General features: G+C 42.1%; 22 protein-coding genes. 12 read left to right on the top strand and 10 right to left on the bottom strand.

The window, feature by feature from the left end; all coding sequences use genetic code 11:
* Nucleotides 1-409: 409 nt before the first annotated feature.
* Nucleotides 410-1,594, bottom strand: coding sequence for a S8 family peptidase (locus ID47_RS10235; RefSeq protein ID WP_038466223.1), 1,185 nt, complete (start codon nt 1,592-1,594; stop codon nt 410-412).
* A 142-nt stretch (nt 1,595-1,736) separates the two neighbouring features.
* On the bottom strand, nt 1,737-1,961 hold the full coding sequence (locus ID47_RS10230) for an IS6 family transposase (protein ID WP_038466221.1): 225 nt from the start codon (nt 1,959-1,961) through the stop codon (nt 1,737-1,739).
* 394 nt (nt 1,962-2,355) lie between these two features.
* Between ID47_RS10230 and ID47_RS10225 the strand changes: the two genes are divergently transcribed.
* Complete coding sequence (locus ID47_RS10225; protein ID WP_038466219.1) at nt 2,356-3,000, top strand: outer membrane protein; 645 nt, start codon at nt 2,356-2,358, stop codon at nt 2,998-3,000.
* Nucleotides 3,001-3,078: 78 nt separating this feature from the next.
* Here the strand turns inward: ID47_RS10225 and grxC are convergent, their stop codons facing one another.
* Both grxC and ID47_RS10215 read right to left on the bottom strand, forming a co-directional pair.
* A complete protein-coding gene (gene grxC, locus ID47_RS10220) occupies nt 3,079-3,342 on the bottom strand; it encodes a glutaredoxin 3 (RefSeq protein ID WP_038466216.1) in 264 nt (87 codons plus the stop codon).
* Between the two features lie 33 nt (nt 3,343-3,375).
* Nucleotides 3,376-4,113 carry a ComF family protein gene (locus tag ID47_RS10215; protein ID WP_051908842.1) on the bottom strand — a complete coding sequence of 246 codons (738 nt, stop codon included), beginning with the start codon at nt 4,111-4,113 and terminating at the stop codon, nt 3,376-3,378.
* A gap of 48 nt (nt 4,114-4,161) precedes the next feature.
* Between ID47_RS10215 and ID47_RS10210 the strand changes: the two genes are divergently transcribed.
* The 3 genes from ID47_RS10210 to ID47_RS10200 are packed head-to-tail and all read left to right on the top strand — an operon-like array spanning nt 4,162 to nt 6,562.
* On the top strand, nt 4,162-4,542 hold the full coding sequence (locus ID47_RS10210; RefSeq protein WP_051908841.1) for a glutaredoxin family protein: 381 nt from the start codon (nt 4,162-4,164) through the stop codon (nt 4,540-4,542).
* Between the two features lie 9 nt (nt 4,543-4,551).
* Nucleotides 4,552-5,541: an ABC transporter substrate-binding protein gene (locus ID47_RS10205; protein ID WP_051908840.1), complete on the top strand. Its 990-nt coding sequence runs from the start codon at nt 4,552-4,554 to the stop codon at nt 5,539-5,541.
* Nucleotides 5,528-6,562, top strand: coding sequence for an A/G-specific adenine glycosylase (locus ID47_RS10200; protein ID WP_038466213.1), 1,035 nt, complete (start codon nt 5,528-5,530; stop codon nt 6,560-6,562). Before ID47_RS10205 ends, ID47_RS10200 begins: the two co-directional genes overlap by 14 nt.
* Here the strand turns inward: ID47_RS10200 and ID47_RS10195 are convergent.
* From ID47_RS10195 to asnB, 3 genes are read right to left on the bottom strand one after another with little or no spacing between them, the layout of a single operon-like run.
* Nucleotides 6,559-6,921, bottom strand: coding sequence for a DUF983 domain-containing protein (locus tag ID47_RS10195; RefSeq protein WP_051908839.1), 363 nt, complete (start codon nt 6,919-6,921; stop codon nt 6,559-6,561). The genes ID47_RS10200 and ID47_RS10195 overlap by 4 nt on opposite strands.
* Nucleotides 6,911-7,714, bottom strand: a complete 804-nt coding sequence (locus tag ID47_RS10190; RefSeq protein ID WP_038466211.1) for a phosphoribosyltransferase family protein — start codon at nt 7,712-7,714, stop codon at nt 6,911-6,913. Before ID47_RS10190 ends, ID47_RS10195 begins: the two co-directional genes overlap by 11 nt.
* 1 nt (nt 7,715) lies before the next feature.
* Nucleotides 7,716-9,638 carry an asparagine synthase (glutamine-hydrolyzing) gene (asnB, locus tag ID47_RS10185; protein WP_038466209.1) on the bottom strand — a complete coding sequence of 641 codons (1,923 nt, stop codon included), beginning with the start codon at nt 9,636-9,638 and terminating at the stop codon, nt 7,716-7,718.
* 247 nt (nt 9,639-9,885) lie between these two features.
* Between asnB and ID47_RS10180 the strand changes: the two genes are divergently transcribed.
* Together ID47_RS10180 and zapE are read left to right on the top strand one after the other, a co-directional pair.
* Nucleotides 9,886-11,013 carry a glycosyltransferase gene (locus ID47_RS10180; RefSeq protein WP_038466205.1) on the top strand — a complete coding sequence of 376 codons (1,128 nt, stop codon included), beginning with the start codon at nt 9,886-9,888 and terminating at the stop codon, nt 11,011-11,013.
* A complete protein-coding gene (zapE, locus tag ID47_RS10175; protein ID WP_051908838.1) occupies nt 11,010-12,038 on the top strand; it encodes a cell division protein ZapE in 1,029 nt (342 codons plus the stop codon). The genes ID47_RS10180 and zapE overlap by 4 nt, the downstream gene beginning before the upstream one ends.
* 114 nt (nt 12,039-12,152) lie before the next feature.
* On the opposite strand, the gene ID47_RS10170 is transcribed toward zapE, so the two are convergent.
* The 3 genes from ID47_RS10170 to ID47_RS12085 are packed head-to-tail and all read right to left on the bottom strand — an operon-like array spanning nt 12,153 to nt 16,020.
* A complete protein-coding gene (locus ID47_RS10170; RefSeq protein ID WP_038466202.1) occupies nt 12,153-13,433 on the bottom strand; it encodes a hypothetical protein in 1,281 nt (426 codons plus the stop codon).
* A 29-nt stretch (nt 13,434-13,462) separates the two neighbouring features.
* Entirely contained in the window at nt 13,463-14,305 is an 843-nt protein-coding gene (locus ID47_RS12090) for a hypothetical protein (protein WP_051908837.1), read from the bottom strand.
* A gap of 11 nt (nt 14,306-14,316) precedes the next feature.
* Nucleotides 14,317-16,020: an inverse autotransporter beta-barrel domain-containing protein gene (locus tag ID47_RS12085; protein ID WP_051908836.1), complete on the bottom strand. Its 1,704-nt coding sequence runs from the start codon at nt 16,018-16,020 to the stop codon at nt 14,317-14,319.
* A 571-nt stretch (nt 16,021-16,591) separates the two neighbouring features.
* Between ID47_RS12085 and alaS the strand changes: the two genes are divergently transcribed.
* From alaS to ID47_RS10135, 6 genes are all read left to right on the top strand, one after another.
* Nucleotides 16,592-19,252: an alanine--tRNA ligase gene (gene alaS / locus ID47_RS10160; RefSeq protein WP_038466199.1), complete on the top strand. Its 2,661-nt coding sequence runs from the start codon at nt 16,592-16,594 to the stop codon at nt 19,250-19,252.
* The gene (locus ID47_RS10155) at nt 19,249-20,361 is read left to right on the top strand and encodes a glycosyltransferase family 4 protein (RefSeq protein WP_038466197.1); all 1,113 of its coding nucleotides are present in this window, start codon (nt 19,249-19,251) and stop codon (nt 20,359-20,361) included. Before alaS ends, ID47_RS10155 begins: the two co-directional genes overlap by 4 nt.
* A 75-nt stretch (nt 20,362-20,436) precedes the next feature.
* Nucleotides 20,437-20,862 (top strand): rubrerythrin family protein, encoded by a 426-nt coding sequence (locus ID47_RS10150; protein ID WP_038466194.1) that lies wholly within the window; start codon nt 20,437-20,439, stop codon nt 20,860-20,862.
* A 79-nt stretch (nt 20,863-20,941) separates the two neighbouring features.
* The gene (locus ID47_RS10145; protein WP_038466192.1) at nt 20,942-22,285 is read left to right on the top strand and encodes a heterodisulfide reductase-related iron-sulfur binding cluster; all 1,344 of its coding nucleotides are present in this window, start codon (nt 20,942-20,944) and stop codon (nt 22,283-22,285) included.
* Nucleotides 22,282-22,860, top strand: coding sequence for a DUF3501 family protein (locus ID47_RS10140; RefSeq protein ID WP_038466189.1), 579 nt, complete (start codon nt 22,282-22,284; stop codon nt 22,858-22,860). The genes ID47_RS10145 and ID47_RS10140 overlap by 4 nt, the downstream gene beginning before the upstream one ends.
* Before the next feature lie 189 nt (nt 22,861-23,049).
* Complete coding sequence (locus ID47_RS10135; RefSeq protein WP_038466187.1) at nt 23,050-23,523, top strand: DUF2948 family protein; 474 nt, start codon at nt 23,050-23,052, stop codon at nt 23,521-23,523.
* Nucleotides 23,524-23,527: the final 4 nt, after the last annotated feature.

The following is a 23,527-nucleotide window of genomic DNA, read 5'->3' as shown; positions in this document are numbered from 1 at the left end:
TAGAAAATTGCTAAATTTAGATCCTTACTACAAAGGGGCTAAATCGCCATATTTTAAGGGGAAATTTTCCTTAATATAAATGGCTCCAATAAGAAACATTCGCTACGTAAAGTATTGTGTTGATATTTGAAAAGATAAACCGATCATTGGCCTAATAAAGCCTTAAATAAGCCATCAGATTATTGCCCACACTTTGTAAGGGGAAATGACATTCGCATTAGCTTTGTAGACCATGTAACATTCTTAATACAAATCAGGGGCTTAACATTTTAACTGATGCGGTTTGGTCAAAACGTGAAAGTCTTTTTTGTTTTATAGACCCAAAACGTATTAAAGGTCATGCTATAGAATTCAACAACTTGACGAAGCCGTTGACCAACTATTTGCCCCTACAAAAGATAATTATAAATTAAGAGTGGCTAGAATTAGAACGAGCAGGTATAACTTTGGTTACAGCTTTCTTGCCAAAGTTGTAAGCTGTACCAGTAACAGCTGCACCTGTTTTAACGACTGTTGTTGCAATATTAAGTCCTTGCTTACCAGTATTAACCCGACGCTTGGATGTTTTCAACCCAGCTACTGGTTGATCAATGGAAACGTCCATAGCTTGAGACTTGGCTTTTGCAACAGCACGCTTTTTAAATTCATTACGCGCAGCCACAAAATTCATAATCCCTTGTCCAGTATTGGCCGTATAGTATTTCCAATTGCTATGCTTAATAGCTGTGTCGAATAACACTTGACGCACTTCATCAACAGAAACACCAAACTCAGTCATTAGTCTTCCGACTGCTGCAGCAAGAATTGTTGCCGCCATAGAGGTGCCGCTGAGTTCTTTCATCCCTGTCCGATCACTATCATAGGGAACTGAAGAAGTAATTTTTGTACCTGGCACCTCAATAAAAGCTGACTCCACTGATGGGGTTGATTTATTACTGTAAGAGGCTAGCTTTTCCCGAGGGATTTTTTCTGTAGCTCCCACTAAAATCACCCGGTTGTGGAGCCTTGGATCTGCTAGAAGCCTAATTAAGGTCGGATGTTTAAGTGGCTTAGCAGAATTTCCTGCAGCAATCACAATCAGTTTACCTTGCTCAGCTAATTTTATAATACTATATCCAAGCCGATCCCATTTAATCCCAAAAGAAAGGTTGACAATTTTTACATCCTCGCGGGTTAACAAATACTCAAGGGCTGCTTTATCAGAATCAACGGAGCGATTTGCAGAAGCACCACGCTTAACTGGAACAATATCAATATATGGTACCAACTGAGCAACAATCCCAGCTACATGGGTTCCATGAGAACATGTTTTCCCTCTTTCATGATGTTGAAGATCGCCCACAATAGAAGCACTGATATTATGATTCCTATCGCGACCATTCCACCCTTTATCTAATCGATCTTTAAGAAGCGGGTGATCCTCAATAAAACCATTATCAACAACGCCGATCTTATTTTGTGAAAAATTCCCCATGGGCTCCTCGAAAATAGATGGGATGATTTGATGGCCGCATACAGCTTGCCATGGGGTCCTCGCCTCAGAGGAGGCCATAAAACAGGTAGCTATTAAAAGGCTTAGTGTAATTTTTTTCATGTGTATCACTCTTTAATTATTATTATTTTTTTTTAAAGAATTTGGGATACTATTGGATATATAAATTGTGTCTATTGAAATTTCAAGAACTTAATATGAGTTCATTGCATTTAGAAACTAAAAGTAATTTCAATTCAAAATTTTATAATAACAACGGTTGAAGAAGCGTATAGATTAATAGAATCATACCAATAGCGAGACAAATCCAAAAGACATCTCCTTTTACCTTAACCTCATCAATATGCCATTTGCCTTTAAAAACTGATCCTCTTTTCTGACAAATACCTCTGGCATAAACAGGTCCCCAAATTTGACACCAATTTCGAATAGTTTGGTAAGTGACAGATAAGCCTCTATCCTGAAGCATTTCGCTTAAATCTCTTAAGTTGATTTTTAACAGTAATAGTAGCGAACAACAAAGCTGATAACACTTTTAGGAATACGGTATCCTTTATAATTATCTGTCATAATTAAAGATCCCCCTTTTATTTTTGAAAGAATCTTACAACAATTGGATTTTTACTTTAACAAACTTGACGAAATCTAAATATTTTATGATTCTAGAAAAGGTCACGACCATACTAATCATTGTATAGACCGCCCCGTATAAGAATAATTTTAGTAAAATTCATGTGCTTTCAAAAACACACAAATTTAAGTTATTATTTTGCAGTGATAGTTTTTTTAGTTGATTTGAAGAATAGCATGCTAAATGTCTGAGTGTAAAATTAATTTATCAAATCAAATTAAGGATTTATAAAATGAAAAAAATTATCGCTTCTGCTGTTGTTGCTGCCGCAACTCTATCAGCATCCCAAGCTGCTGTCTTTAATGGTTACTCAGCTGGTATAACTGCTGGTTCTTTTTCTTCCCAAAATAGATGGAATCATAAAGATAATGGAACTACTCAAAAAGAAAAACTAAATAAAACATTTGGTACTTATGGAATTCATTTTGATTATGATCGTTCTGCTCCTAATGCTTTCTATTGGGGTCTAGGGCTAGATGCCATGCTTTTCAGTGGTAAGAAAACACATACGGATCAAGAAGAAGGAATTAAGGAAACACTTAAGTATACCTGGTCTTCTGAACTTAATGCACGTCTTGGATATAATATTTGTAACAATGCAGCCGTTTATGGATTAGTTGGGGTTCGCGCATATCATAAGAAACTTAAAGCTTTAGATACTGACGACAATAGTGTTATCTACAAATTAGAGAAAACAAGGTTAGCACCAGTAATAGGCGCCGGAATTAAAGCTAAAGTTGCAGCAAATATCTCTGCAGGTGTAGAATATCGTTATGCATTTGAGAAAAAGCGCACTTGGAAGTATGCTGATGGTAGCAAAAGTGAGCTTAAGCAAGATTCACACGCAGTTCTAGCAAAAGTTAGCTACCACTTCTAGTCGGTTGCTGATTTTAAAAAAGAAAGCCCCCAACTGGGGGCTTTTTTAATAACCATAAGTTTTAAATCTCACCCAACGTCACTTTACAGAACACAATAATGCATCCAATTGACCAGCGGCCTCTAAGGCATACAGATCATCACAGCCCCCAACATGGGTTTCCCCGATAAAAATTTGGGGTACCGTTCTGCGCCCCCCTGCTTTGGCAATCATAGAAACACGGAGTGAGTCATCATCAGAAACATCAATTTCTTGAAATTCTATCCCCTTTCTTGTTAGCAATGACTTAGCCTTAACACAGTAAGGACAGACGCGAGTTGTATAGATAACGATATTGACCATATTTCTTCTCCTTTAAGAATTTATTTATAAGTCTTACTCTTTCACGACGCGACTCAACGTTAATACATAAACTTTTTCAACACCCCCCTTTTTTAAAGCTGTCGTACAAGCCTCTAGCGTAGCGCCTGTAGTCCATACATCATCAATTAGAGCAATATGCTTACCCGTCAATAACCCCTTAGGATCCTGTATGGCAAATGCAGCTTGGACGTTTTTACGGCGTTCCTGACGCGTCTTACGTCCCTGAGACTCTGTCAATTTGGAACGGATGAGAATATTTGTTAAAAGAGGAAGGTTAAGCCGTTGACTTAAAGCTCTGGCTAACAGAGTTGCTTGATTATAACGACGTCGCATCAACCGCCATCGATGCAGAGGGACGGGAATGATATAATCCGTCTTGTCCCAAAAATCTTGTCCGGCTTGGGCCATCCAGCCGGCCAAACTGGGCGGTAAATAGGTTGCATCGCAGTGTTTAAGCTTTAAAATAATATCTCTGACCATGCCGTCGTAACGGGTGGCTGATCGCCCCGCCTCAAAAGGAGGTGCGACAGTTAAACAGGTGACACAGGTAGGGGAACCTATATCATAGGGCATAGGCATCCCACAGTGATGGCAACAGGGCTTTTGAATAAAGTGAACCTTGGACCAACATTTTCCACAAAATATATGGATGCCAATTGTGGGATTGCCACACCCTGAACAGCGAGGTGGAAGTAAAATATTGAGCGCTAGGTGATAAACCTTTTTAATTTGCTCTTTTATTGCAATCACCAAAGGATTAATCTATGTTTATAGGGTTATTTATAAGGATGCGTGGCCATGAAAAAGTTTATTCTATCAGTCTTAGTAATGTCAACCGCCGTTTTAGCAGCAACCAACGCAAAAAAGCTCGACACGCCCGCGCAAGAAGCGCCTGCTAAAAAAAAGCATGAGGTTGTCGTCTATTCTTCTGATCAGTGTAGCTGGTGTACCAGCGCTAAAGAAATCCTAAAAGAACGCAATATTCCCTTTAAAGAGATTAGCGTTCAAGGTAATAAAAAACTTATTGATGAAATGGAGCAGCTGACAGGGAAGCGGACTGTTCCACAAATAATAATTGATGGCAAACATATCGGCAGCTATTTGTCCCTTGCTTCAGCAAACATGCTGGGAGAATTGGATGAGCTGTCTGATGAACAAACAGAAGATAAATCATCCTAGAGAAACCGAATGTCTAAATTGATTCGTTATGGTGCGGTCCTAGCCGCATCAACTTTTATTGTATTTAAATTTTTCAATCCTAACCGTTCACATGATTTGCCCATTGTGGCAATTACACAAATTATCAGCCATAAGACATTGGATACAGTCAGAACCGGTCTTGTCAAGGGTCTGGAGAAACAAGGGTACGTAGATGGTAAAACCGTTAAAATTATTTATGATAATGCCAATGGTAATACAGCAATCTCAGCCCAAATTACGAAGAAATTTATTGCTCTAAAACCCGCTGTTATTGTGGCTTTGTCGACAACCAGTGCTCAGCTTTTGATGAAGCCTGCTCAAGAAGCTAAGATCCCCCTTATATTTTCAGCTGTAACAGATCCCATAGCAGCCAAACTTGTCCCCTCTTATACTCGCACAGATGACGGCGTAACAGGCATTAGTGACTTTATGCCCGCTGAACCTCAATTGGAAATGATAACGGCCTTTGTGCCTCATCTTAAAAAATTGGGGGTCCTTTTTAATCCATCCGAAGCAAATTCTGTCGCCTTTTTGCAATCGATGGAAAAAGAAGCGAACGCTCGCGGTATTACCTTTGTTCGCGGTACAGTTAGTTCAACAGCAGAAGCGGCCGAGGTAACGAGAAGCCTTCTCGGTAAAGTGGATGCTTTGTTTTTCCCCAATGACAATACAACCATGGCAGCGGCAGCATCCGTCGCTCATATAGCTTTACAAAATCAAATCCCCTTATTCGCCAATGACTCCGAATCGGTTAAAGATGGGGCCATGGCTGCAGTTGCTTATGATCGTTTAGCGATGGGCATAAAAACAGCTGAGGTTGTGGCTGGCATTTTATCGGGCCAACCAACCTCACTATATCCTGTCACCCATAACATAGCCTCCGAGATTGTTGTCAACACACCCACCTTAGATCATCTCAAGATGACAATTCCGGCGGCTTTAGCTGACAAAGTAAAGGTTATCAGTGGAAAAGAGTAAATTCCAGGCAGTTCATAGCCGTTTACTCCAATGGTATGACACCTATCAACGCCAGCTGCCATGGCGGGCCCTTCCCGGTAAGCAGCCAAACCCTTATTATGTTTTACTCAGCGAAGTGATGTTGCAACAGACCACTGTCGTAACGGTCATTGATTATTTTAATCGTTTTATAGCTCGCTGGCCCACCTTACAAGACCTCGCACAGGCGGACCAAGAGGAGCTGTATCATCAATGGCAAGGACTGGGGTATTATAGTCGTGCCCGTAATCTGCATGCCTGTATAGCAATGATAGCGCAACAGCATGGGGGTGCCATCCCCCAAGCCCCAAATGAGCTTATTAGATTACCAGGCATTGGATCTTACACGGCGGCCTCTATTGCCGCCATTGCTTATGACTGCCCTCTTATTCCGGTCGACGGGAATATCACGCGTGTTATAGCAAGACTTCTGGCTATGAAGACACCACTACCCGATTTAAAAAATAGTATTTTTAACTTGGTCACCCCCTTGAAACCGACTCGGGCGGGGGATTTTGCTCAAGGCTTAATGGATTTAGGGGCCACTGTTTGTAAACCCAAAAATCCGCTTTGTGGCGAATGCCCTTTAGCATCCCACTGTCAAAGCCATAAAACAAATCAGCAACATCTCATTCCCTTCTCCAAGCCAAAGCCGTTTAAACCCACCCGCTATGCTTACGCCTTCTGGTGCCAAGATGAGGAAGGATTTGTATCTTTAAAGCGACGCCCAGAAACAGGGGTACTGGCTAATATGGTAGGACTGCCAACCTCTGAGTGGGTGGATGATCCTTCTTCACTGCCCTCCGTTGAGCCAGAGTGGATTAAAATTCCGAAAACAATCAAACATACTTTTACCCATTTTCATTTAATTATTGAATCCTTTATTACCAAAGATGTTAACCAGTCGAATGTCTTTAAAGTCAAACCCCAAAATTTTGAAGATTATCCTATTCCCACTCTTATGAAAAAGGTAATCAAAACATGCTTAAATCTAGGAAACTAAGCGTTCGGTTTGACTTTGACCAGCCACATGACAGCCATCATCAATCCTTTAAGATATGGCAATAATCCAAGTGTCATCCCTGTAATGAGCGGCGGCCAAACGATTAAATGGGTTGTTAAAGAGAGACTATAACGATATTCAACATAAGAAATAATCGGCAGTAAAACATGCCCCACAATAGCAATGGTAAAATAAGCGGGCGCATCATCCGAGCGAATTTGATCAAAATCTAAATGGCAAGTAGAACATCGATCTGAGATTTTCAAATATCCTTGAAACATACCAGGGGTTCCACAAACGGGACAACGACGACACAAACCCCACTTTAAAAGTGTGGAAAGGGGCGGCTTATTTTGCATAATGAATCAATTCTCCTCTTATATCCAACCACCGGACCGTATCATTACCGCTAACCGCCGGTAATGTGTTAATAAAAGTTAGACTTGCTAAGTCCTCTGCCCACTCTCCAATACCCCAAGACAAGACACCATGCGTTGCATATACATGGACGTCCTTGAAACCTTGGCGGAGCAAATACTGGATACACGCTTTAAGAGTTGATCCTGTATCAATCATATCATCAATAATAATGGATTTCCCCTCAGCAGACAAAGCACTGGATGATGTAATCGTTACACCGTCATGAGAACGAACCTTCTCTAAGCCCACAACCTGTTGCCCCGTTAATGTTGCCAGCCGTTCTACCCGGCTAATTGATCCTCGGTCAGGGGAAATCAGAAGGGCTGTCTCTAATCCACGTGTTTTAATGTCAGCTGCAAGCAGGGCGGCTGTTGAAAGATTAATAATACCATCACGATCTTGATGTAAATCAAAGGTGGCGATTTGTTGTATAGCTGTATGATTCAAGGGTTTGAAAAGAGTCTGCAGATAATCAGGTGTTTGGCGTCCATAAGATAAATAAGGGAGCATCAAATGAAGAGGACACTGACGGTGAGCGAATTTTTCCACTAATAAATACAATAAAATCCAATCATCGTGATTGCGATTATTATGGATCAATCGCACGGGGCAATTTTGGATCTCTTCTGGCAGATTGATGTCATAGGCGCCATCACAAAAAAGAGACACCTCTACAATACGATCTGTTTCGCCCGCAAGGTGAATGGCCGATGGCGTCACATAAGTAATCATGTTAATTATTTTCCCTTAACCATGCCTGGAACATTAAAATATTCCACAAACCATATTGCCAATTTCGCCCCCCAGACAAATGCTCTTGCCACTTTGTCTGAACAAAATCGGCATTCAAATAGTCACTTTGATTCAGACTTTCAGGCGATAACAAGTCACTCGCCCATTCTTTTAAGCTCCCTCGCAACCACTGGTCCAGTGGAATACCAAAACCTTGTTTGGGTCGCTCAATCATTTCCTTTGGTACATGGCGATACAAAACCTGCCGTAATGGCCATTTGGTTTGGCCCTGACGTAATTTCTGAGATAACGGTAAAGACCAAGCATATTCAACCACTCTATGATCCAACAAAGGGACTCTGGTTTCAAGGCCATTCGCCATCGCTGCCCGATCGACTTTAACCAAAATATCATCCGGTAAATAACTTAAGGCATCCAGATACATCATCTGTTCAGTAAAAGATGGCACCCCTTTCGATTGGCCAATAGAGGATGAGAATGGGGCTCGACCGTTCGAGGTGTGGGTAACCAAATCCTTGGATTTCCAATGGCTTGTTAAGGAGTTATAAATGGCAAAATGATCTAAGGGCAAAATTTCCGCCGCTTTTTGCAATTTATCCCCCAATTGAGACGGAAATTTGGGAGATGCTTGGCTCAATCTATTCAGCCCATGAACAGGCATCATTTTCAGAATTTGAGCTAACAATTGCCGGAGAGGTTGGGGCAGCCACCGAATGCTATTCCAAATTTTCTCAACCAATAAATAACGATTATAGCCGGCAAATAACTCATCCCCCGCATCTCCCGATAAGGATACCGTCACTTTCTGACGGGCTAAGCGCGCCACCAAATAAGTGGGAATTTGCGACGAATCAGCAAAGGGTTCACAATAAATTGACGGTAAGTTGGGGATAACATTTAGAGCATCTTGGTTGGTCACATAGAGTTCCGTATGGTCTGTCTTTAAATGTTGTGCCACTGCCTTGGCGTACTCTGCCTCATTAAATCCCGCTTCATTAAACCCAATAGAAAATGTTTGCACGGGCCGGGCGGATTGCTTTTGCATCAAAGCCACGATGGTTGAAGAGTCGACACCACCCGACAAAAAAGCCCCCAAGGGGACATCTGCTACCATTTGTTGGCCAATCGCATCGGTTAACAAAGCTTCCAGCCCATCAACAACCTCTTGATCGGAGCGTTGGTGGGATGACTGAGTAGCAACCTTGCTTAATTGCCAATAAAAATGCTCCTGAGGGATCCGATTGGCTTTTAGATCAGCCTGAGCAAACCGCAAATAAGTCCCTGGTGTTAATTTTGTTATTGCTTGATAAATACTCATATGGGAAGGCACATAGCCATAGCGAATCATTTGATCGACCGCCTCTGCATTCAAGCCGCCTTCAAAGCAAGGATGGGCTTTAAGAGCTTTTAATTCGCTTCCAAATAATAAAGCCCCTTTAGACCAGCCGAAATACAAAGGTTTCTCACCCATTCGATCGCGCGCCAAAATTAATTCGCGCTTATGGTGATCCCATACAGCAATAGCGAACATACCAATAATTTTTTTCAGCGTTATGTCAAGGCCCCAATAATCAATCGCTTCAACAATAACTTCTGTATCACTCTGGCCACGCCATTGCCGGGGACTAACGGCGTCTAATTCTGCACGGATTTTTTGATAATTATAGCATTCACCATTAAAAATAATGGTCAGACGGCCCGAATGACTATGCATAGGCTGACGACCGTTGTCTGAAAGATCCAGAATGGCTAAACGGCGATGGCCTAAGGAAATACCTGTCTCATCAAGCCAATGGCTCTCACCATCAGGTCCTCGATGCGCAAGACAGCCAGTCATGGCCTTCAGTACATCCAATCGATCATAAGTCGCAGCACTATGATAAAATCCAGAAAATCCACACACAGCTTGTTAATCCACTTATTATTTTATTATCATTAATATAGTATAGAGTTAGACTCATACTCAAACAAATTGAAGATGCAGGAATTTAAGGCATGAGATTTGAGGATAATTGCGAGCTAAAAAACGACACAGGGAGTTGGCACTCCCTAAGGAGATTTTTAGCTCGACAGGATCCCAAAGATCATCACCTTAAAACTGTAGCTTCCGTTTGGTTGAGTATGGCCCTCAAACAAATTGAAGATACTCAATGATTAAACTGGCATTTATCATAACGGGTTTGGGCCGCGGCGGAGCGGAAAGAATGCTTTTGAAACTACTAAGTTCAATTGATCGCAATCGCTTTGAGCCTCGGATTTTTTGCCTAACGACTATCGATGATCTAAAGCCTGAATTCGACTCATTGGGGATAAAGGTTTATACCTATCAGTTAAATAGACCTGTATTAGCGATAATCAGCCTGTGGCGTTTTTTAAAGGACTGTGGACAATTTGCGCCGCATTTAATTCAGGGGTGGATGTATCATGGTAATATTTTTGCTTGGTTGGCTCATAAACGATGCCCAGCAAAATTATTGTTTGGGATTCGCGCCAGTTTATATGATTTTAATTTTGAACGCCGTCTAACCCAATGGATCATTCGCTTGGGGGGCTATTTATCCACCTCTTCCGATGGAATTATTTACGTGTCAACTGTGGCACGCCACCAGCATGAATTGATTGGATATACACCCAAAGAATCCATCACAATTGCGAATGGATTTGACCTCGAAAAATTTAAAGAAAATTCAGATTTTCGATTGGACTATCGGCAAAGGTTACAGCTTTTGGACACCCATATTGCCATTGGCTTTTTTGCCAGGTTTCATAAACTCAAAGGCTTTAAAGATCTCCTCCAAGCTTTTGCCGTTGTTCATAAAAAAAATCCGCAGACCAAGCTTATTTTGGCAGGACAGCAAATCGATGATCAAAACGCACAGCTCCAAGAAACCATTGCTCACTATAAATTGCAACAGCATGTTCTATTATTAGGACAACTGACCCATCCAGAACACTGCTTACCGGCTCTTGACCTTTTTGTTTCTCCTTCCTTACAAGAAGGGTTTCCCAATGTCGTTGGTGAAGCGATGGCCTGTGGTGTTCCTTGCGTCGTGACTGATGTGGGAGATTCAGCCTTGGCGGTGGGAGAGACAGGAATTGTTGTTCCACCCAACGATCCCCAAGCGTTAGCCCAGGCTATCTTAAAAATCATTGAGCATCCCGACACGTTACACTCATTAGGAGGGCAAGCCCGCCGGCGAATTGAGACAAAGTTTTCCTTACCGACCATTGTGAAAGAGTATGAAACTGCTTATATCAACTTTGTGGAGAAAGCATGAGCTTAGCGGAAATTTACCAGCAAGACTGTGAGATTCAAGGATGGCAACCTGATACCAATCACCAAATTGTCTTACAACATATCCAGCAAATTTTCTGCCCACCCCGCAGTTTTTTTACCTCTCTATTTCAACCGTCACCTCTTTTAGGGTGCTATATTTGGGGAGATGTCGGACGGGGCAAAACTTATCTGATGGATCTATTTTTTAATAATACCCCGCTTCATAAAAAAGGGCGGTATCACTTCACATCTTTTATGCAAAAGATTCATCAACTTTTAAGCCAAAAGAAGGGTGATATTTTAGCGGTAGCAAAACAGCTGCGTAAAGACCATGATTTAATCTGCTTAGATGAATTTCAAGTTACCGAAATTGCTGATGCAATGATTTTGGCTCGACTCTTTGAGTCTCTCTTTGCTCAAGGGATTCATTTTGTGACGACATCCAATATAAAACCGGATGATTTATATAAAGACGGCCTGCACTTTGATCGATTTTCCCCCTTTATTAAGGTTTTAAAAAATAATCTCGATGTCATCCATCTGGAAAGTCAAAATAGCAAGGATTATCGTCGCTTAGAGCTTGAAAGCGTTCATACATTTAATATTAAAACCTATGCGGATTTGCGTGAACAGTTCCTTAAAAAAATTAACATCCAGGGTAAGAGTGGCTTAACCCTATCGATTTTACAGCGAACCATCCAATTTCCGGATGCCTCTCCAACCACTCTATGGGTTGACTTTAAAGATATCTGTGAGGTGCCGTATGGAGCCGCTGAATATCAAGCGATCGCCCATCAAGTTAACGAAGTTTATCTGGTCAATGTCCCGCTTATGACAGCCGACAACCGAGATAGTGCACGCCGTTTTATAACATTGATTGATTGTCTTTATGATGAGGGCATTACGCTTTATCTCCACGCAGCCGAAGGGCCCGACAAGCTTTACCACGATCCAACAAAATCCCCTCTTCCTTTTGAGAGAACCGCCTCTCGGCTTGCTCAAATGGAAACGCAGCATTGGAAGTAGAGGCCCTCACGCGTCTAACAGATAAGGAATATCAGTCGATCATTGACCTATTGACAGAATATTGTATGAATACAGATCCTCATATATGAATCTAAATATATTCCAGCAGTATTCTTACATAAGTAAGCAACCATGTTCGTGTTTACGAGCAACACTTTTCTGAGGCTGAGGCTTTTGTTTGAACCCTCGGAGAGCAAACCCTGCTGTTTTATTTACACCCTCTACATTATACTTAACTATATGAAATCTTTTAGATTCTTCAGTCGTTAATTTAAATTCGTCATTAAAAAAAGTATTAAAATTAAAGTAATAGTCCTTTAAATTCATAAAAAGACTATCTAAAAATGGAAATATAAAGTTCTCATAAAATTCTTTTCCATCCTGCTGACTATTATAAGCTCCTAAGCGACAAGTTAATAAAAGAGATCTAGATAGGTCTCCCCATCCAAGCATAAGGTCATAAATATCAATAAGAGCCTCCAAGTCTGTTTGGTATTCTTCTTTTATTATATCTTTAAAAGTTTGTTGCTCAATAAGAGCATTATAGATTAGATTACATTCTTCGTTAAAAAGTTGTTCATTATCATGTTCTTTATATCTTTGTTCACACTCTTCAATCTCTGTACTAATAAGTTCAAAAAAAATTTCATTTTTATTATAAATGTAAGACACACATTTTAAAGGCGAGACAAAACCTAACTTTTTAAGCTTTACAATATCAAAAAACTTCATATGGTGCCGAGTGTTTAGAAGTTCCATGCTAGGCGTATTTAAGGTCTCAGTTAAATCTGTTATGAATTTATTAACTAATATTGGTTCTGTGCTTTTTTCGGAAGATTGAGTAAGGAGTTCCTGAGAAAAAATCAAAAAATGACGTATATCTTCCGTTATAAAGAAACAAATATTGTATTTGTTTGAGTAAAAAATAGCCGAGGTATTTTCCTCTTGGTTGTCTAATTTCTCAATGACTTCAATGCCACTTTTTTGCATTACCTGATACATTTTTTGACGCGATTTTTTTAATCCATTACGGTAATATTCATTATATAACATTATTAGTTCAAAATTAGTAGGTATAGCTACCTTCTTGTCTAAATAATTGACAACTTCTTTTCTTACGCTTAATGTTACTGGTTGAAACGTGGGTCGAATTTTTCTAGCGGGAGAAGAAGGCACTACTTGATCCCCCTTTCCTTTGTTTTCCTTTTCTCCCTTATCAATTAGTACATGTGCCCTCTCATGCTTCCTTTCTTCATTTTCACCCTTTGTAAAAAGGAAGGAAGAGTGTTCATTGTGGTGGGGGAAAACCCCAGCTGAAGAAGCTTCATCTGAAGCATATAGGTAAGGGGATATGATTATCAAAATAGAAAGAATGGAGAAGAAATATTTTTTCATGGTTACAACTATTAGTTAAAAGTTAATTCTTAAAAAAGCTTGAATAATTTATTTTTAAGAGACGGTTCTTGTTGCTCTTCAGTGCTCGGGCTTACTTCTTGTTGGGAAATTAATTCCTCTAAGCGTCTATTTTTTTCTTGTTGCATATTACGCCTAGCCATTATCGATGGCGCATTTGAAGCTTCCAGCATCTCCTCTAAAGACTTATCACTGTTTTTGCGACGATTGCGTTGTGTGGCTTTACCTATACTAAAAGTTCTGCCTATGGATGGTAATTGAACCGGCTTAGCAACTTTTAATGATAGAGATGTGTATTCGGGTTCGGCCGCTTGTTCAGCTTCTCGTTGCAAATGCTCTTGTTCGGCTACTTGTTCTGCAGCTACCCGTTGACGCTCTTGCTCGGCTGCTTCTCGTTGGATACGCGCCTGTTCGCCTACACGCTGGCGCTCCTGTTCTTCAGCTTCCTGCTGTAAGCGCAATTGTTCTGCTGCTTGGCGCTGACGTTCTTGTTCTGCCGCTTGGTCGGCTTCCCGTTGTAACCGTTCTTGCTCAGCTATCCGTTCATGTTCCTCTTCTGCGGCTAAGCGGAGGCGTTCTTGTTCTGCCGCTTGGTCGGCTTCCCATTGTAACCGTTCTTGCTCAGCTACCTGGAGACGTTCCTCTTCTGCGGCTAAGCGGATACGCTCTTGTTCTGCCGCTTGGTCGGCTTCCCGTTGTAACCGTTCTTGCTCAGCTATCCGTTCATGTTCCTCTTCTGCGGCTAAACGGATACGCTCTTGTTCTGCCGCTTGGTCGGCTTCCTGTTGTAAGCGCAATTGTTCAGCTGCTACCCGCTGACGTTCCTGTTCCTCAGCTTCCTGCTGTAAGCGCAATTGTTCAGCTGCTACCGCTGACGTTCCTGTTCCTCAGCTTCCTGCTGTAAGCGCAATTGTTCAGCTGCTACCCGCTGACGTTCCTGTTCTTCAACTTCCTGCTGTAAGCGCAATTGTTCTGCTGCTTGGCGCTGACGTTCCTGCTCTTCAGCTTCCTGCTGTAAGCGCAATTGTTCAGCTGCTATCCGTTGACGTTCTTGTTCTTCAACTTCCTGCTGTAAGCGCAATTGTTCAGCTGCTATCCGTTGACGTTCTTGTTCTTCAACTTGTTCTCTTTCCCGTTGAACCCGTTCTTGCTCGGCTGCTTGTTCAACCATAAGACGACGGTATTGCTGTTCTCTTGCCATTCTATTAAGAGGGACCAAAGGAGCAATATCTGCCTGATCTCTTTCGGGTAAATGGAAGAAATTTTGTTCTCCCCCTTGTAAGGCCCTTATATCATTTTCTATTTGTTCCAGGAGGGTCTCTCTAAGGATGGGAGTCATCTGCCCATCAGAAAATACAAACCATTTTTCTTGGCCGTTTTCCTGTTGCAATCTCTCCCTGAGCGTCTCTAAATTTGCTGCTTGATCTATTCTATAAGGGTTTTCATATCCTCCTTGCGCAACCTGTGCATTAGCATTAAGGCGCATATTATTGGCGGGAATGAAAGGAGTGTTATTTCTTGTCACGAAATTATTATTTGTGCTGTGTAGCACCCGGGTAATTTGAGGCGTGGATTCTTTTACAACAGAGGCACAGTTTGTAACAATATCGATATCACGCTCGGGTAACGTCGCCATTCTTTTTTCTAAAATGGTTAAATTCTTTGCTCTCTCATTTGTTTTTCCAAGTGGAACCCTAAATTGAAATCCAGCAAAAATGTTTTTTTTGCGAATTTTATCATGGCTTCCTTCAACCAGTAAGGAGAAGTTGTCATTAAATTGGAGATTACCCCTTATACGAAATCCATTGATAGATTTAGCCCCCGCCCGACCGTGGAAATGATAGTATGCTCCATAGAGGCGTAAATTTTTGAAGTTGGGAACTACATTTCCTATTTCCAGGTCCAATCCTTTCAAAGGAACTTCTCTAATTTTGGTCGTTTTTGAAGATGTGGCCGTATAAATATATTCGTTATGCCCCTCAAATTGTCGCCAATTATTCCTCGATATTTCTCTATTTTCTTTTTCCTTAACAGAATTTTGTGGACAATAAAAATTGAGACGATAATCCCATGTTTCACTCATTGCTTCAAAGCCTAAAGTCGCTTGATTCACACCATTATGTAAGGGGGTCCATCGACGATCGTAGAAACCATAAACACCTAAAATAAATTTGTTACTAGGTAGAATCCAACGTTTACCGATACCAAAGTTTCCTTCCCTAGACCTTTTCGAATCAGCCATGAATCGAAGATCCAGATAAAGAAGTTCATCGTCACTTTGAGATAAGGGGGAAAAAAGGGAAATATGGCCGAGGTGCCTTTTATTACCATATTTTCCACCGCCGTGAATTGCGGGAAGCCATTTTTTTTCATTGGAGAGTCTATATTTTTCCGGTGTTTCGTTAGAAGAGCCCTTGTCTTTTTCCTTATCTACCGTCGCTTTAGAAAAAGATGGCTGATAGCCCTCTAATACAAAAAAAACTGTAAGAAAACATACTTTCTTGAAATTCTTTAAAAAACCCGATTTTAGATTTATTTTATTAAATATTTTATTAAATTTTGATTCCATTTTTATATTACTTGCTACCCTGAAGAAATTAACTTATTTATATATGAATAAAATTTATATTACAATTCTTCTATTTTATTGAGTTATAATATAGATAATTTTTAACCATTTGGGCTCAAAGCTACGCTGCTCAACTCCTTTGTTTGACAAGGTACTATCAAGCTGTCTAATTTAAGGGGAGGCATTGCCCTCCCAGGCTTTTTGGATCTCGAGCAGGGCCTCAACAAAAAGGGGGAGATATTGACCTATATGTTGAAGCAGTCCTGGATCAATCCAGTGCTTATCATGCCAAACAAGATTTTATCCTTGACTTAAAAACCGCAATCGGCGATCAAAAAATTGATTTTGCCTTCCATGGCCTTCATGAAGATAAGAAATTATCTATTTATCAAATTGGACGGATAACAGGAAAACAACTCCTATGATGATTAAAGAGGTTTTTGCCTGCCTTGAACAGCTGAAAACTTATAAAGAGAAATTAGAAAAGTCTTTATAATCTTTGGCTGTTTTTCTGATATAATTTATTTTAGAATATTAATTAAACAAACTTTACACCACAGACAAGATAACCATGCACACCCTTGCCGATATTCGCTCAACTTTTTTGAACTTTTTCAAAGATAACCACCACGAAGTGGTTGCTTCAAGTCCTTTAGTCCCCAGCAATGACCCTACCCTGCTTTTTACCAATGCCGGCATGGTTCAATTTAAAGACGTCTTTACCGGCATGGAAAAGCGCCCTTATACTCGTGCCACCACCTCACAAAAATGCGTTCGGGCGGGAGGGAAGCATAATGACTTAGAAAACGTTGGCTATACAGCTCGACACCATACTTTCTTCGAAATGTTAGGGAATTTTTCCTTTGGCGATTATTTTAAAGAAGAAGCAATCTATTTTGCCTGGCAGTTGGTGACGAAAAACTTTGGCTTAACGCCAGACCGATTACTGGTTACCGTCTATCATGAAGATGAGGAAGCTGCCACCCTTTGGAAAAAGATTGCAGGCTTACCGGATCATAAAATTATTCGCATTACAACAAGTGACAACTTTTGGTCCATGGGGGATACCGGTCCTTGCGGTCCTTGCACAGAAATTTTTTATGATCACGGTGAAGGCATTGCGGGGGGTCCTCCCGGTAGCCCCGATCAAGATGGAGACCGATTTACCGAATTCTGGAACCTGGTGTTCATGCAATACGAACAATTAGCAGATGGCACACGCGTTAATCTGCCGAAACCATCAGTCGATACAGGCATGGGCTTAGAACGATTTGCCACCATCATGCAAGGTGTGCATAACAATTACGACACGGATTTGTTCAAGTCCTTGATCGAAGCTTCTGCCGACCTGACCGGCACTGCCGGGGCACTGCATCGTCATTCCCATAATGTGGTGGCCGACCACCTGCGGGCAAGTGCCTTCCTCTTAGCGGATGGCGTGCTGCCCAGCAATGAAGGGCGCGGTTATGTGCTGCGTCGCATCATGCGCCGTGCCATGCGCCATGCTCATTTACTGGGTGCGAAAGAACCCTTAATGTGTCGCTTGGTTAACCGATTGGTTGAGTTAATGGGAAGCGCTTATCCCGACCTTACCCGTGCTCAAGCCATGATTACAGAAAATTTAAAGTTAGAAGAAGAGCGTTTTCGCCAAACACTTGATCGCGGTTTGCGGCTTTTGGAGGAAGAAACTGCCAAATTGGGATCCACTCAAGCTTTGCCGGGCGATGTTGCCTTTAGATTATACGATACCTATGGTTTCCCGTTAGACTTAACACAAGACGTTTTGCGTGGCCAAAATCGTGACGTGGAGCTAGCAGGCTTTAATACCGCCATGGATGCCCAAAAGGCAGCTGCCCGGGCAAACTGGGCTGGTTCAGGAGATACTAAAAATGAACAAATTTGGTTTGATTTACACCAACAATTAGGCGCTACCGAATTCTTAGGCTATGAAACGGAATCGGCAGAGGGTGTGATTCAAGCTATTGTGGTTGATGGGAAGACTGTTAATAGTGTCCAGACAGGGCAAAAAGCGGAAATTCTCTTTAATCAGACACCTTTCTATGCTGAATCAGGGGGTCAAGAAGGAGATAAAGGCATTATTGAAGTGAGCACTGGCGGCCATCTAACTGTTTTAGAGACATCAAAGCATTTGGGAAGTCTGGATGTTCACCATGTATTGGTTACCACTGGGAGCATCACTGTAGGCGATACGGCTAAGTTGATGGTGGATAGCAACCGTCGTCAGGGGTTACGGGCCCACCACTCGGCCACTCACTTACTGCACGCCGCTTTACGACATCGATTGGGTGACCATGTGACACAAAAAGGATCCCTTGTGGCCGAAGATCGTCTGCGATTTGACTTTACCCACACAAAGCCATTGTCTATGGAGGACCTTCAAGCCATTGAGCAGGATGTAAATTTACAAATTCTTGCCAATACAGAAGTGGAAACCCACTTGATGTCTTCCGAGGAAGCAATTGCCAAAGGCGCCATGGCTCTCTTTGGGGAGAAATATGGCGAAGAGGTCCGCGTTTTGACAATGGGGCAGACGGGCGACAAATCCTATTCTGTTGAGTTGTGTGGCGGAACCCATGCTCATCGAACCGGTGATATTGGCCTCTTTAAAATTCTCTCAGAAGCTGGCGTTTCTGCTGGCGTCCGTCGGATTGAGGCCATTGCCGGTATGGCATCCTTAGGCTATTTAACCAGTTTACAAAATCAAATGAACGTAGTCGCTGCCACCCTCAAAAGCCCTGTATCAGAGGCTCAGGAAAAAATTGAAGCTTTGTTAACGGAGCGTAAAACTTTAGAACGTCAGGTTGCTGATCTCCGCCAAAAACTGGCTCTCAGTGGTGCCAACGGCGGTAGAAGTGATCGCACGGACTCTTCTGGTTCTGCGACCAAGTCCGTGGGGAACATTAAAGTTATCACCCGCCAATTGACGGATATTCCAGCTAAGGATTTGAAACCCTTGGCTGACCAATTAAAAACTGAGGTGGGATCGGGCGTGGTTATCCTCACCAGCGTGGTGGAAGGTAAGGTGGCACTGGTTATCGGTGTTACCAATGACTTAACAACCAAAATTAGTGCTGTTGATCTGGTCCGCCATGGCGCCGAAGCTTTGGGAGGTAAAGGGGGAGGCGGTCGCCCTGATATGGCCCAAGCAGGCGGCAATAACCCGGCCCAAATTGCAAAGGCTATTACAGCCATTGAGGCAGCTCTCTCGTGACAAAAAACTCTGTCCTAATCTTGGCGAATGACAGTAAGTCCATTCTCAATTTCCGATGGAGCCTGATCGAACAATGCCAAGAAAAAGGATGGCCAGTGACAATTGTTTGTAACAAGGATGACCATTATTCAGCCTTACAAAACAAGGCATCGCACCCCAGCATTACCGTTCTTCCCCTTGATTTTGTCAATGGAGGGATCAACCCTCTTGAAGATTTAGCGTTGATATTTAAAATACGTCGTCTTTATAAAGAATTAAAGCCGAGCCATGTTCTTCTTTATCGGATCAAACCTGTTTTGTATGGCGCCATAGCCGCTTATGGTCTTCCCCTCAACATTATTAGTACGATAACGGGGCTAGGGTATGTTTATACAGACCAATCTTTTAAAGCATCTCTTTTAAGATTAATCACCAACATGCTTTATAAATTAGCTTTAAGGCGTAATGCTTGGGCCTTTTTTCAAAATGCAGATGATCAACAAACTTTGGTAAATTTAAAATTAACCACCTTCAATAAATCGAGCGTTGTGGGAGGCTCAGGCGTTGTTCTCACAGACTTCCCGGAAACACCGTTACCAAAATCCTTAAGCTTTGTGATGGTGGCCCGACTGTTAAAAGATAAAGGGGTATGGGAGTATCTGCAGGCTGCTGCTAACCTTAAAAAAATTTACCCTGAGGTGGATTTTAAATTAATTGGTGGAGAAAGCTCTAACCCGTCAGCGATTGTTTTAACGGATGTTGAAAATTTTTGTCAGACAAACAACCTTAGTTATTTGGGATACAAAAATAATGTTTTAGAAACCTTGCAGGAATCTAGCGTTTTCGTTTTACCCTCTTACCGCGAAGGGATGCCTCGGGCGGGCCTCGAAGCCCTAAGCGTAGGCCGTCCCATTATCACCACCGACACCCAAGGTTGCCATGACCTTATTCGCGGAAATGGCTTGCTTGTTCCGATTCGAGACACCGCTGCCTTACAGCAAGCAATGCAGCAGTTAATTGATCAGCCGGAGCTCCTACCCCAAATGGCTAAAAACAGTCGTTACCTGGCCGAAACGGTCTTTGATGTAAAGCTCGTCAATGCAGCGATGCTGGAGAAACTGGCATTCTAATTTTAACAACATAGGTTGACATTTCTGCCTGATTTCGTAAGATCGCATAATACTGTAATAATCAAGGAGATTTCCATGCACTTAAAAGGAAGCAAGACTGAGCAAAATCTTAAAGATGCTTTTTCTGGTGAATCCCAAGCCAACCGTCGTTACCTTTATTTCGCACAAAAGGCTGACGTTGAAGGCTACAATGATATATCTGCTGTTTTCCGCTCCACAGCCGAAGGCGAAACCGGCCATGCTCATGGTCATCTAGAGTTTCTTGAAGCAGCCGGCGATCCGGCAACGGGTCTACCCATTGGATCAACAGAAGATAACCTAAAGGCTGCCATTGCCGGTGAAACCCATGAATACACTGACATGTATCCAGGTATGGCAAAAACAGCCCATGAAGAAGGGTTTGAGGAGATTGCAGAGTGGTTTGAAACTCTGGCGAAGGCTGAAAAGTCCCATGCTGGCCGTTTCCAACGCGCCCTTGAGACACTCAAAGAAGCTGCCTAAGTCAGATATTTTGTGCACCCTATAAGAAGAGGGGATATGGATCCCCTCCCCTTTTTCCTCTTAAGATAGAAAAATAATCATGCGTGAAGGTAGCCTTGAAGCGCCAATTCGTCATAAAGTTGATTGGCAAAATCCGGAATTTACAGATTTAAATCAATTGGATGCCGAAATGCGGCGGGTCTTTGACATTTGTCATGGCTGTCGTCGCTGCTTTAATTTGTGCGATAGTTTTCCCAAACTGTTTGATCTGGTGGACGATTCCAAAACGGGTGAGCTAGATTCTGTCGATAGCAAAGATTTTAAAGCGGTGGTTGATAGCTGCACCTTGTGTGACATGTGCTATTTAACAAAATGCCCCTACGTCCCGCCGCATGAGTTTAATTTAGACTTTCCCCATCTCATGCTACGATATCGCTATGCAGAACGCGCCCATGGCACCAAATCCTTTGTTGGTGAACAGTTGTCTGAGATGGATCGTAATGCCAGCTTAGCTAAACCGATAGCACCTTTGGTTAATTGGGCAACCAAAACTGAAAATGCCCTAACCCGTCCTCTTATGGAAAAGGTTGCTGGCATTGATCGAGGCGCCGCTGTTCCTAAATTTAACAGCAAATCTTTAGTTCAACAGTCTAAATTTCCGCTTCAAATTAATGAAACAGCCCCTGCTTTTGGGGAAAAAGTTGCTATTTATGCCACGTGCTTTGGTAATTATCATAATCCAGACTTAGGACTGGCGACCCGGCATGTCTTAGCCCGGAATGGAATTGACACTCAAGTTGTTTACCCGGGCTGCTGTGGCATGCCTAAACTGGAACAGGGGGATATTCCAAGTGTTGTGAGGCAAGCCGAAACGGTGGCTCAAGAACTGACACGGTGGATTGACCAAGGTTATACCATTATGGCCCTTGTACCGTCATGCGCTTTAATGCTGAAACAAGAATGGCCTTTATTGACTGATCATCCAGCCGTGCACAAATTAGCAGCCCATACCGTTGATGTAGCGGAATACATTGTCAAAATTGCCAAAAAGTATGGGTTGTCTGAGGGTATTCAGCCGCTGGGTGAAAAAGTCACTGTCCACATTTCTTGCCATTCCCGAGCGCAAAACATCGGTCAAAAAGCCGTAGAGATGTTAAAATTGATCCCCGATCTAGACGTCACGATGATTGAACGGTGTTCGGGTCATGGCGGAAGCTGGGGCATGATGGTGGACCAATTCGACATTGCGCTAAAGGTCGGCAAACCAGTCGCTAAAGCTGCTTTAACCCATAACAATAGACGCGTTTTATCCGAGTGTCCCCTCGCTGGCGATCACATTTTGCAGGGGATGGAACAGCTGGGAGCAACGCCCGGACAATTTAGCACCGATCACCCCATTTATATTATGGCCCAAGCCTATGGCTGGCAAGGAACAGCGAAATGATCACCAGAACCGATATTATTGATAGCGAAACTTTTACGCAACGCCGACCAGAATGGCGCCAACAGATTCTTGCCCTTAAGAAGACTCGTCGGATTGCTTTGGGGCCGGATGTCACCCTTTACTTTGAAAATCGTGCGACATTGCTCTGGCAAATTCAAGAAATGCTCTATATTGAAAAAGGGGGAGAAGAGCAAATTGACGACGAATTAGCTGCTTATGCCCCATTAGAACCGAATGGCAAAGAACTGGTGGCCACTGTCATGATTGAAATTGCTGATCCAGTCCTCCGAGCCCAAAAGCTAGCCCAATTAGGACATTTTGAGTTTTCTTTAATCCTACGCTTTGCGGGTCATATCCTGAACGGTATGCCCGAGGATGATATGGATCGTACCAACGAAAACGGAAAAACATCCTCAGTGCATTTTATTCGTTGGTCCTTCACACCCCAGCAAGTGTTAGATTTTCAGCTTCCAAATATTGATGTAATTATTGAATGTATTCATTCGAGATATAAAGAAAAAACAATTCTATCGCCTCGCGTTCATGAAAGTTTAAAGAGTGATTTTAAACTGTAGACTACAGAAGTCATTAAGTGCAAGACCATGCTTGATTATCAAGAATCAATTAGTTTGAAAAGATGTTTAGGCGGGGCTCCGGAAGATTATAGTAAAAAATAAATAACAATTCATAAAAATTTTATCTATGATCCCTTAAGCTATTGATGCTAATCTAAAAAAGACTATATTCAAGGTTAAGAGGTTGCTATGGATACGCATAAACTTAAACCCTTAAAGCTGATTGCCAAAGATCTCGAGGATCTACAAATTTTGGCGGCTCATCTTCAGGATGCCATTCTTCCGTTTATGTCGATGCAATATGATGCGGAAACTAAAACTTTTAGAGCTTTAGCGAATCGATTTTGTTGGGAGCATGTTGAAATGGAGTTTGAGGGTGATCCTTTGTATCATCGCGTTCATTCAGGACTAGAAATCCATAACGTTGACAAAGTTTTACACAAAGGCTTTGACCTTACCAATGAGGCTCAAGATTATAATCTTTTGACATTGCATGGTGAAATCGAGGGCGCTATCCACTTAGTATTTTCTGGAGGATCAGAAATTCGTGTTGAAACAGATGACATTCATTTGCATCTTGGCGATGTCCAGCACCCCTGGCCGACTCGACACAAACCTAAGCATATTCATGAACATCTAGAGGATTTAAAAGACGTGTCCTAAAACA

The sequence above is a fragment of the Candidatus Paracaedibacter acanthamoebae genome, from assembly GCF_000742835.1.
GTDB classification, from domain to species: domain Bacteria; phylum Pseudomonadota; class Alphaproteobacteria; order Paracaedibacterales; family Paracaedibacteraceae; genus Paracaedibacter; species Paracaedibacter acanthamoebae.
Note: the sequence above shows the minus strand (reverse complement) of the source record. Positions and strands in the feature narration are given on the sequence as shown.

What these genes read in the sequence shown, in the direction of transcription:
- ID47_RS10230 (WP_038466221.1), bottom strand. Translation starts at nt 1,961, where the DNA reads ATGCTTCAGGATAGAGGCTTATCTGTCACTTACCAAACTATTCGAAAT.
- ID47_RS10210 (WP_051908841.1), top strand. Translation starts at nt 4,162, where the DNA reads ATGAAAAAGTTTATTCTATCAGTCTTAGTAATGTCAACCGCCGTTTTA.
- ID47_RS10180 (WP_038466205.1), top strand. Translation starts at nt 9,886, where the DNA reads ATGATTAAACTGGCATTTATCATAACGGGTTTGGGCCGCGGCGGAGCG.
- ID47_RS10195 (WP_051908839.1), bottom strand. Translation starts at nt 6,921, where the DNA reads ATGCAAAATAAGCCGCCCCTTTCCACACTTTTAAAGTGGGGTTTGTGT.
- ID47_RS10190 (WP_038466211.1), bottom strand. Translation starts at nt 7,714, where the DNA reads ATGATTACTTATGTGACGCCATCGGCCATTCACCTTGCGGGCGAAACA.
- ID47_RS10225 (WP_038466219.1), top strand. Translation starts at nt 2,356, where the DNA reads ATGAAAAAAATTATCGCTTCTGCTGTTGTTGCTGCCGCAACTCTATCA.
- ID47_RS10235 (WP_038466223.1), bottom strand. Translation starts at nt 1,594, where the DNA reads ATGAAAAAAATTACACTAAGCCTTTTAATAGCTACCTGTTTTATGGCC.
- ID47_RS10135 (WP_038466187.1), top strand. Translation starts at nt 23,050, where the DNA reads ATGGATACGCATAAACTTAAACCCTTAAAGCTGATTGCCAAAGATCTC.
- ID47_RS10145 (WP_038466192.1), top strand. Translation starts at nt 20,942, where the DNA reads ATGCGTGAAGGTAGCCTTGAAGCGCCAATTCGTCATAAAGTTGATTGG.
- grxC (WP_038466216.1), bottom strand. Translation starts at nt 3,342, where the DNA reads ATGGTCAATATCGTTATCTATACAACTCGCGTCTGTCCTTACTGTGTT.
- ID47_RS10170 (WP_038466202.1), bottom strand. Translation starts at nt 13,433, where the DNA reads ATGAAAAAATATTTCTTCTCCATTCTTTCTATTTTGATAATCATATCC.
- zapE (WP_051908838.1), top strand. Translation starts at nt 11,010, where the DNA reads ATGAGCTTAGCGGAAATTTACCAGCAAGACTGTGAGATTCAAGGATGG.
- ID47_RS10205 (WP_051908840.1), top strand. Translation starts at nt 4,552, where the DNA reads ATGTCTAAATTGATTCGTTATGGTGCGGTCCTAGCCGCATCAACTTTT.
- ID47_RS10150 (WP_038466194.1), top strand. Translation starts at nt 20,437, where the DNA reads ATGCACTTAAAAGGAAGCAAGACTGAGCAAAATCTTAAAGATGCTTTT.
- alaS (WP_038466199.1), top strand. Translation starts at nt 16,592, where the DNA reads ATGCACACCCTTGCCGATATTCGCTCAACTTTTTTGAACTTTTTCAAA.
- ID47_RS12085 (WP_051908836.1), bottom strand. Translation starts at nt 16,020, where the DNA reads ATGGAATCAAAATTTAATAAAATATTTAATAAAATAAATCTAAAATCG.
- ID47_RS10140 (WP_038466189.1), top strand. Translation starts at nt 22,282, where the DNA reads ATGATCACCAGAACCGATATTATTGATAGCGAAACTTTTACGCAACGC.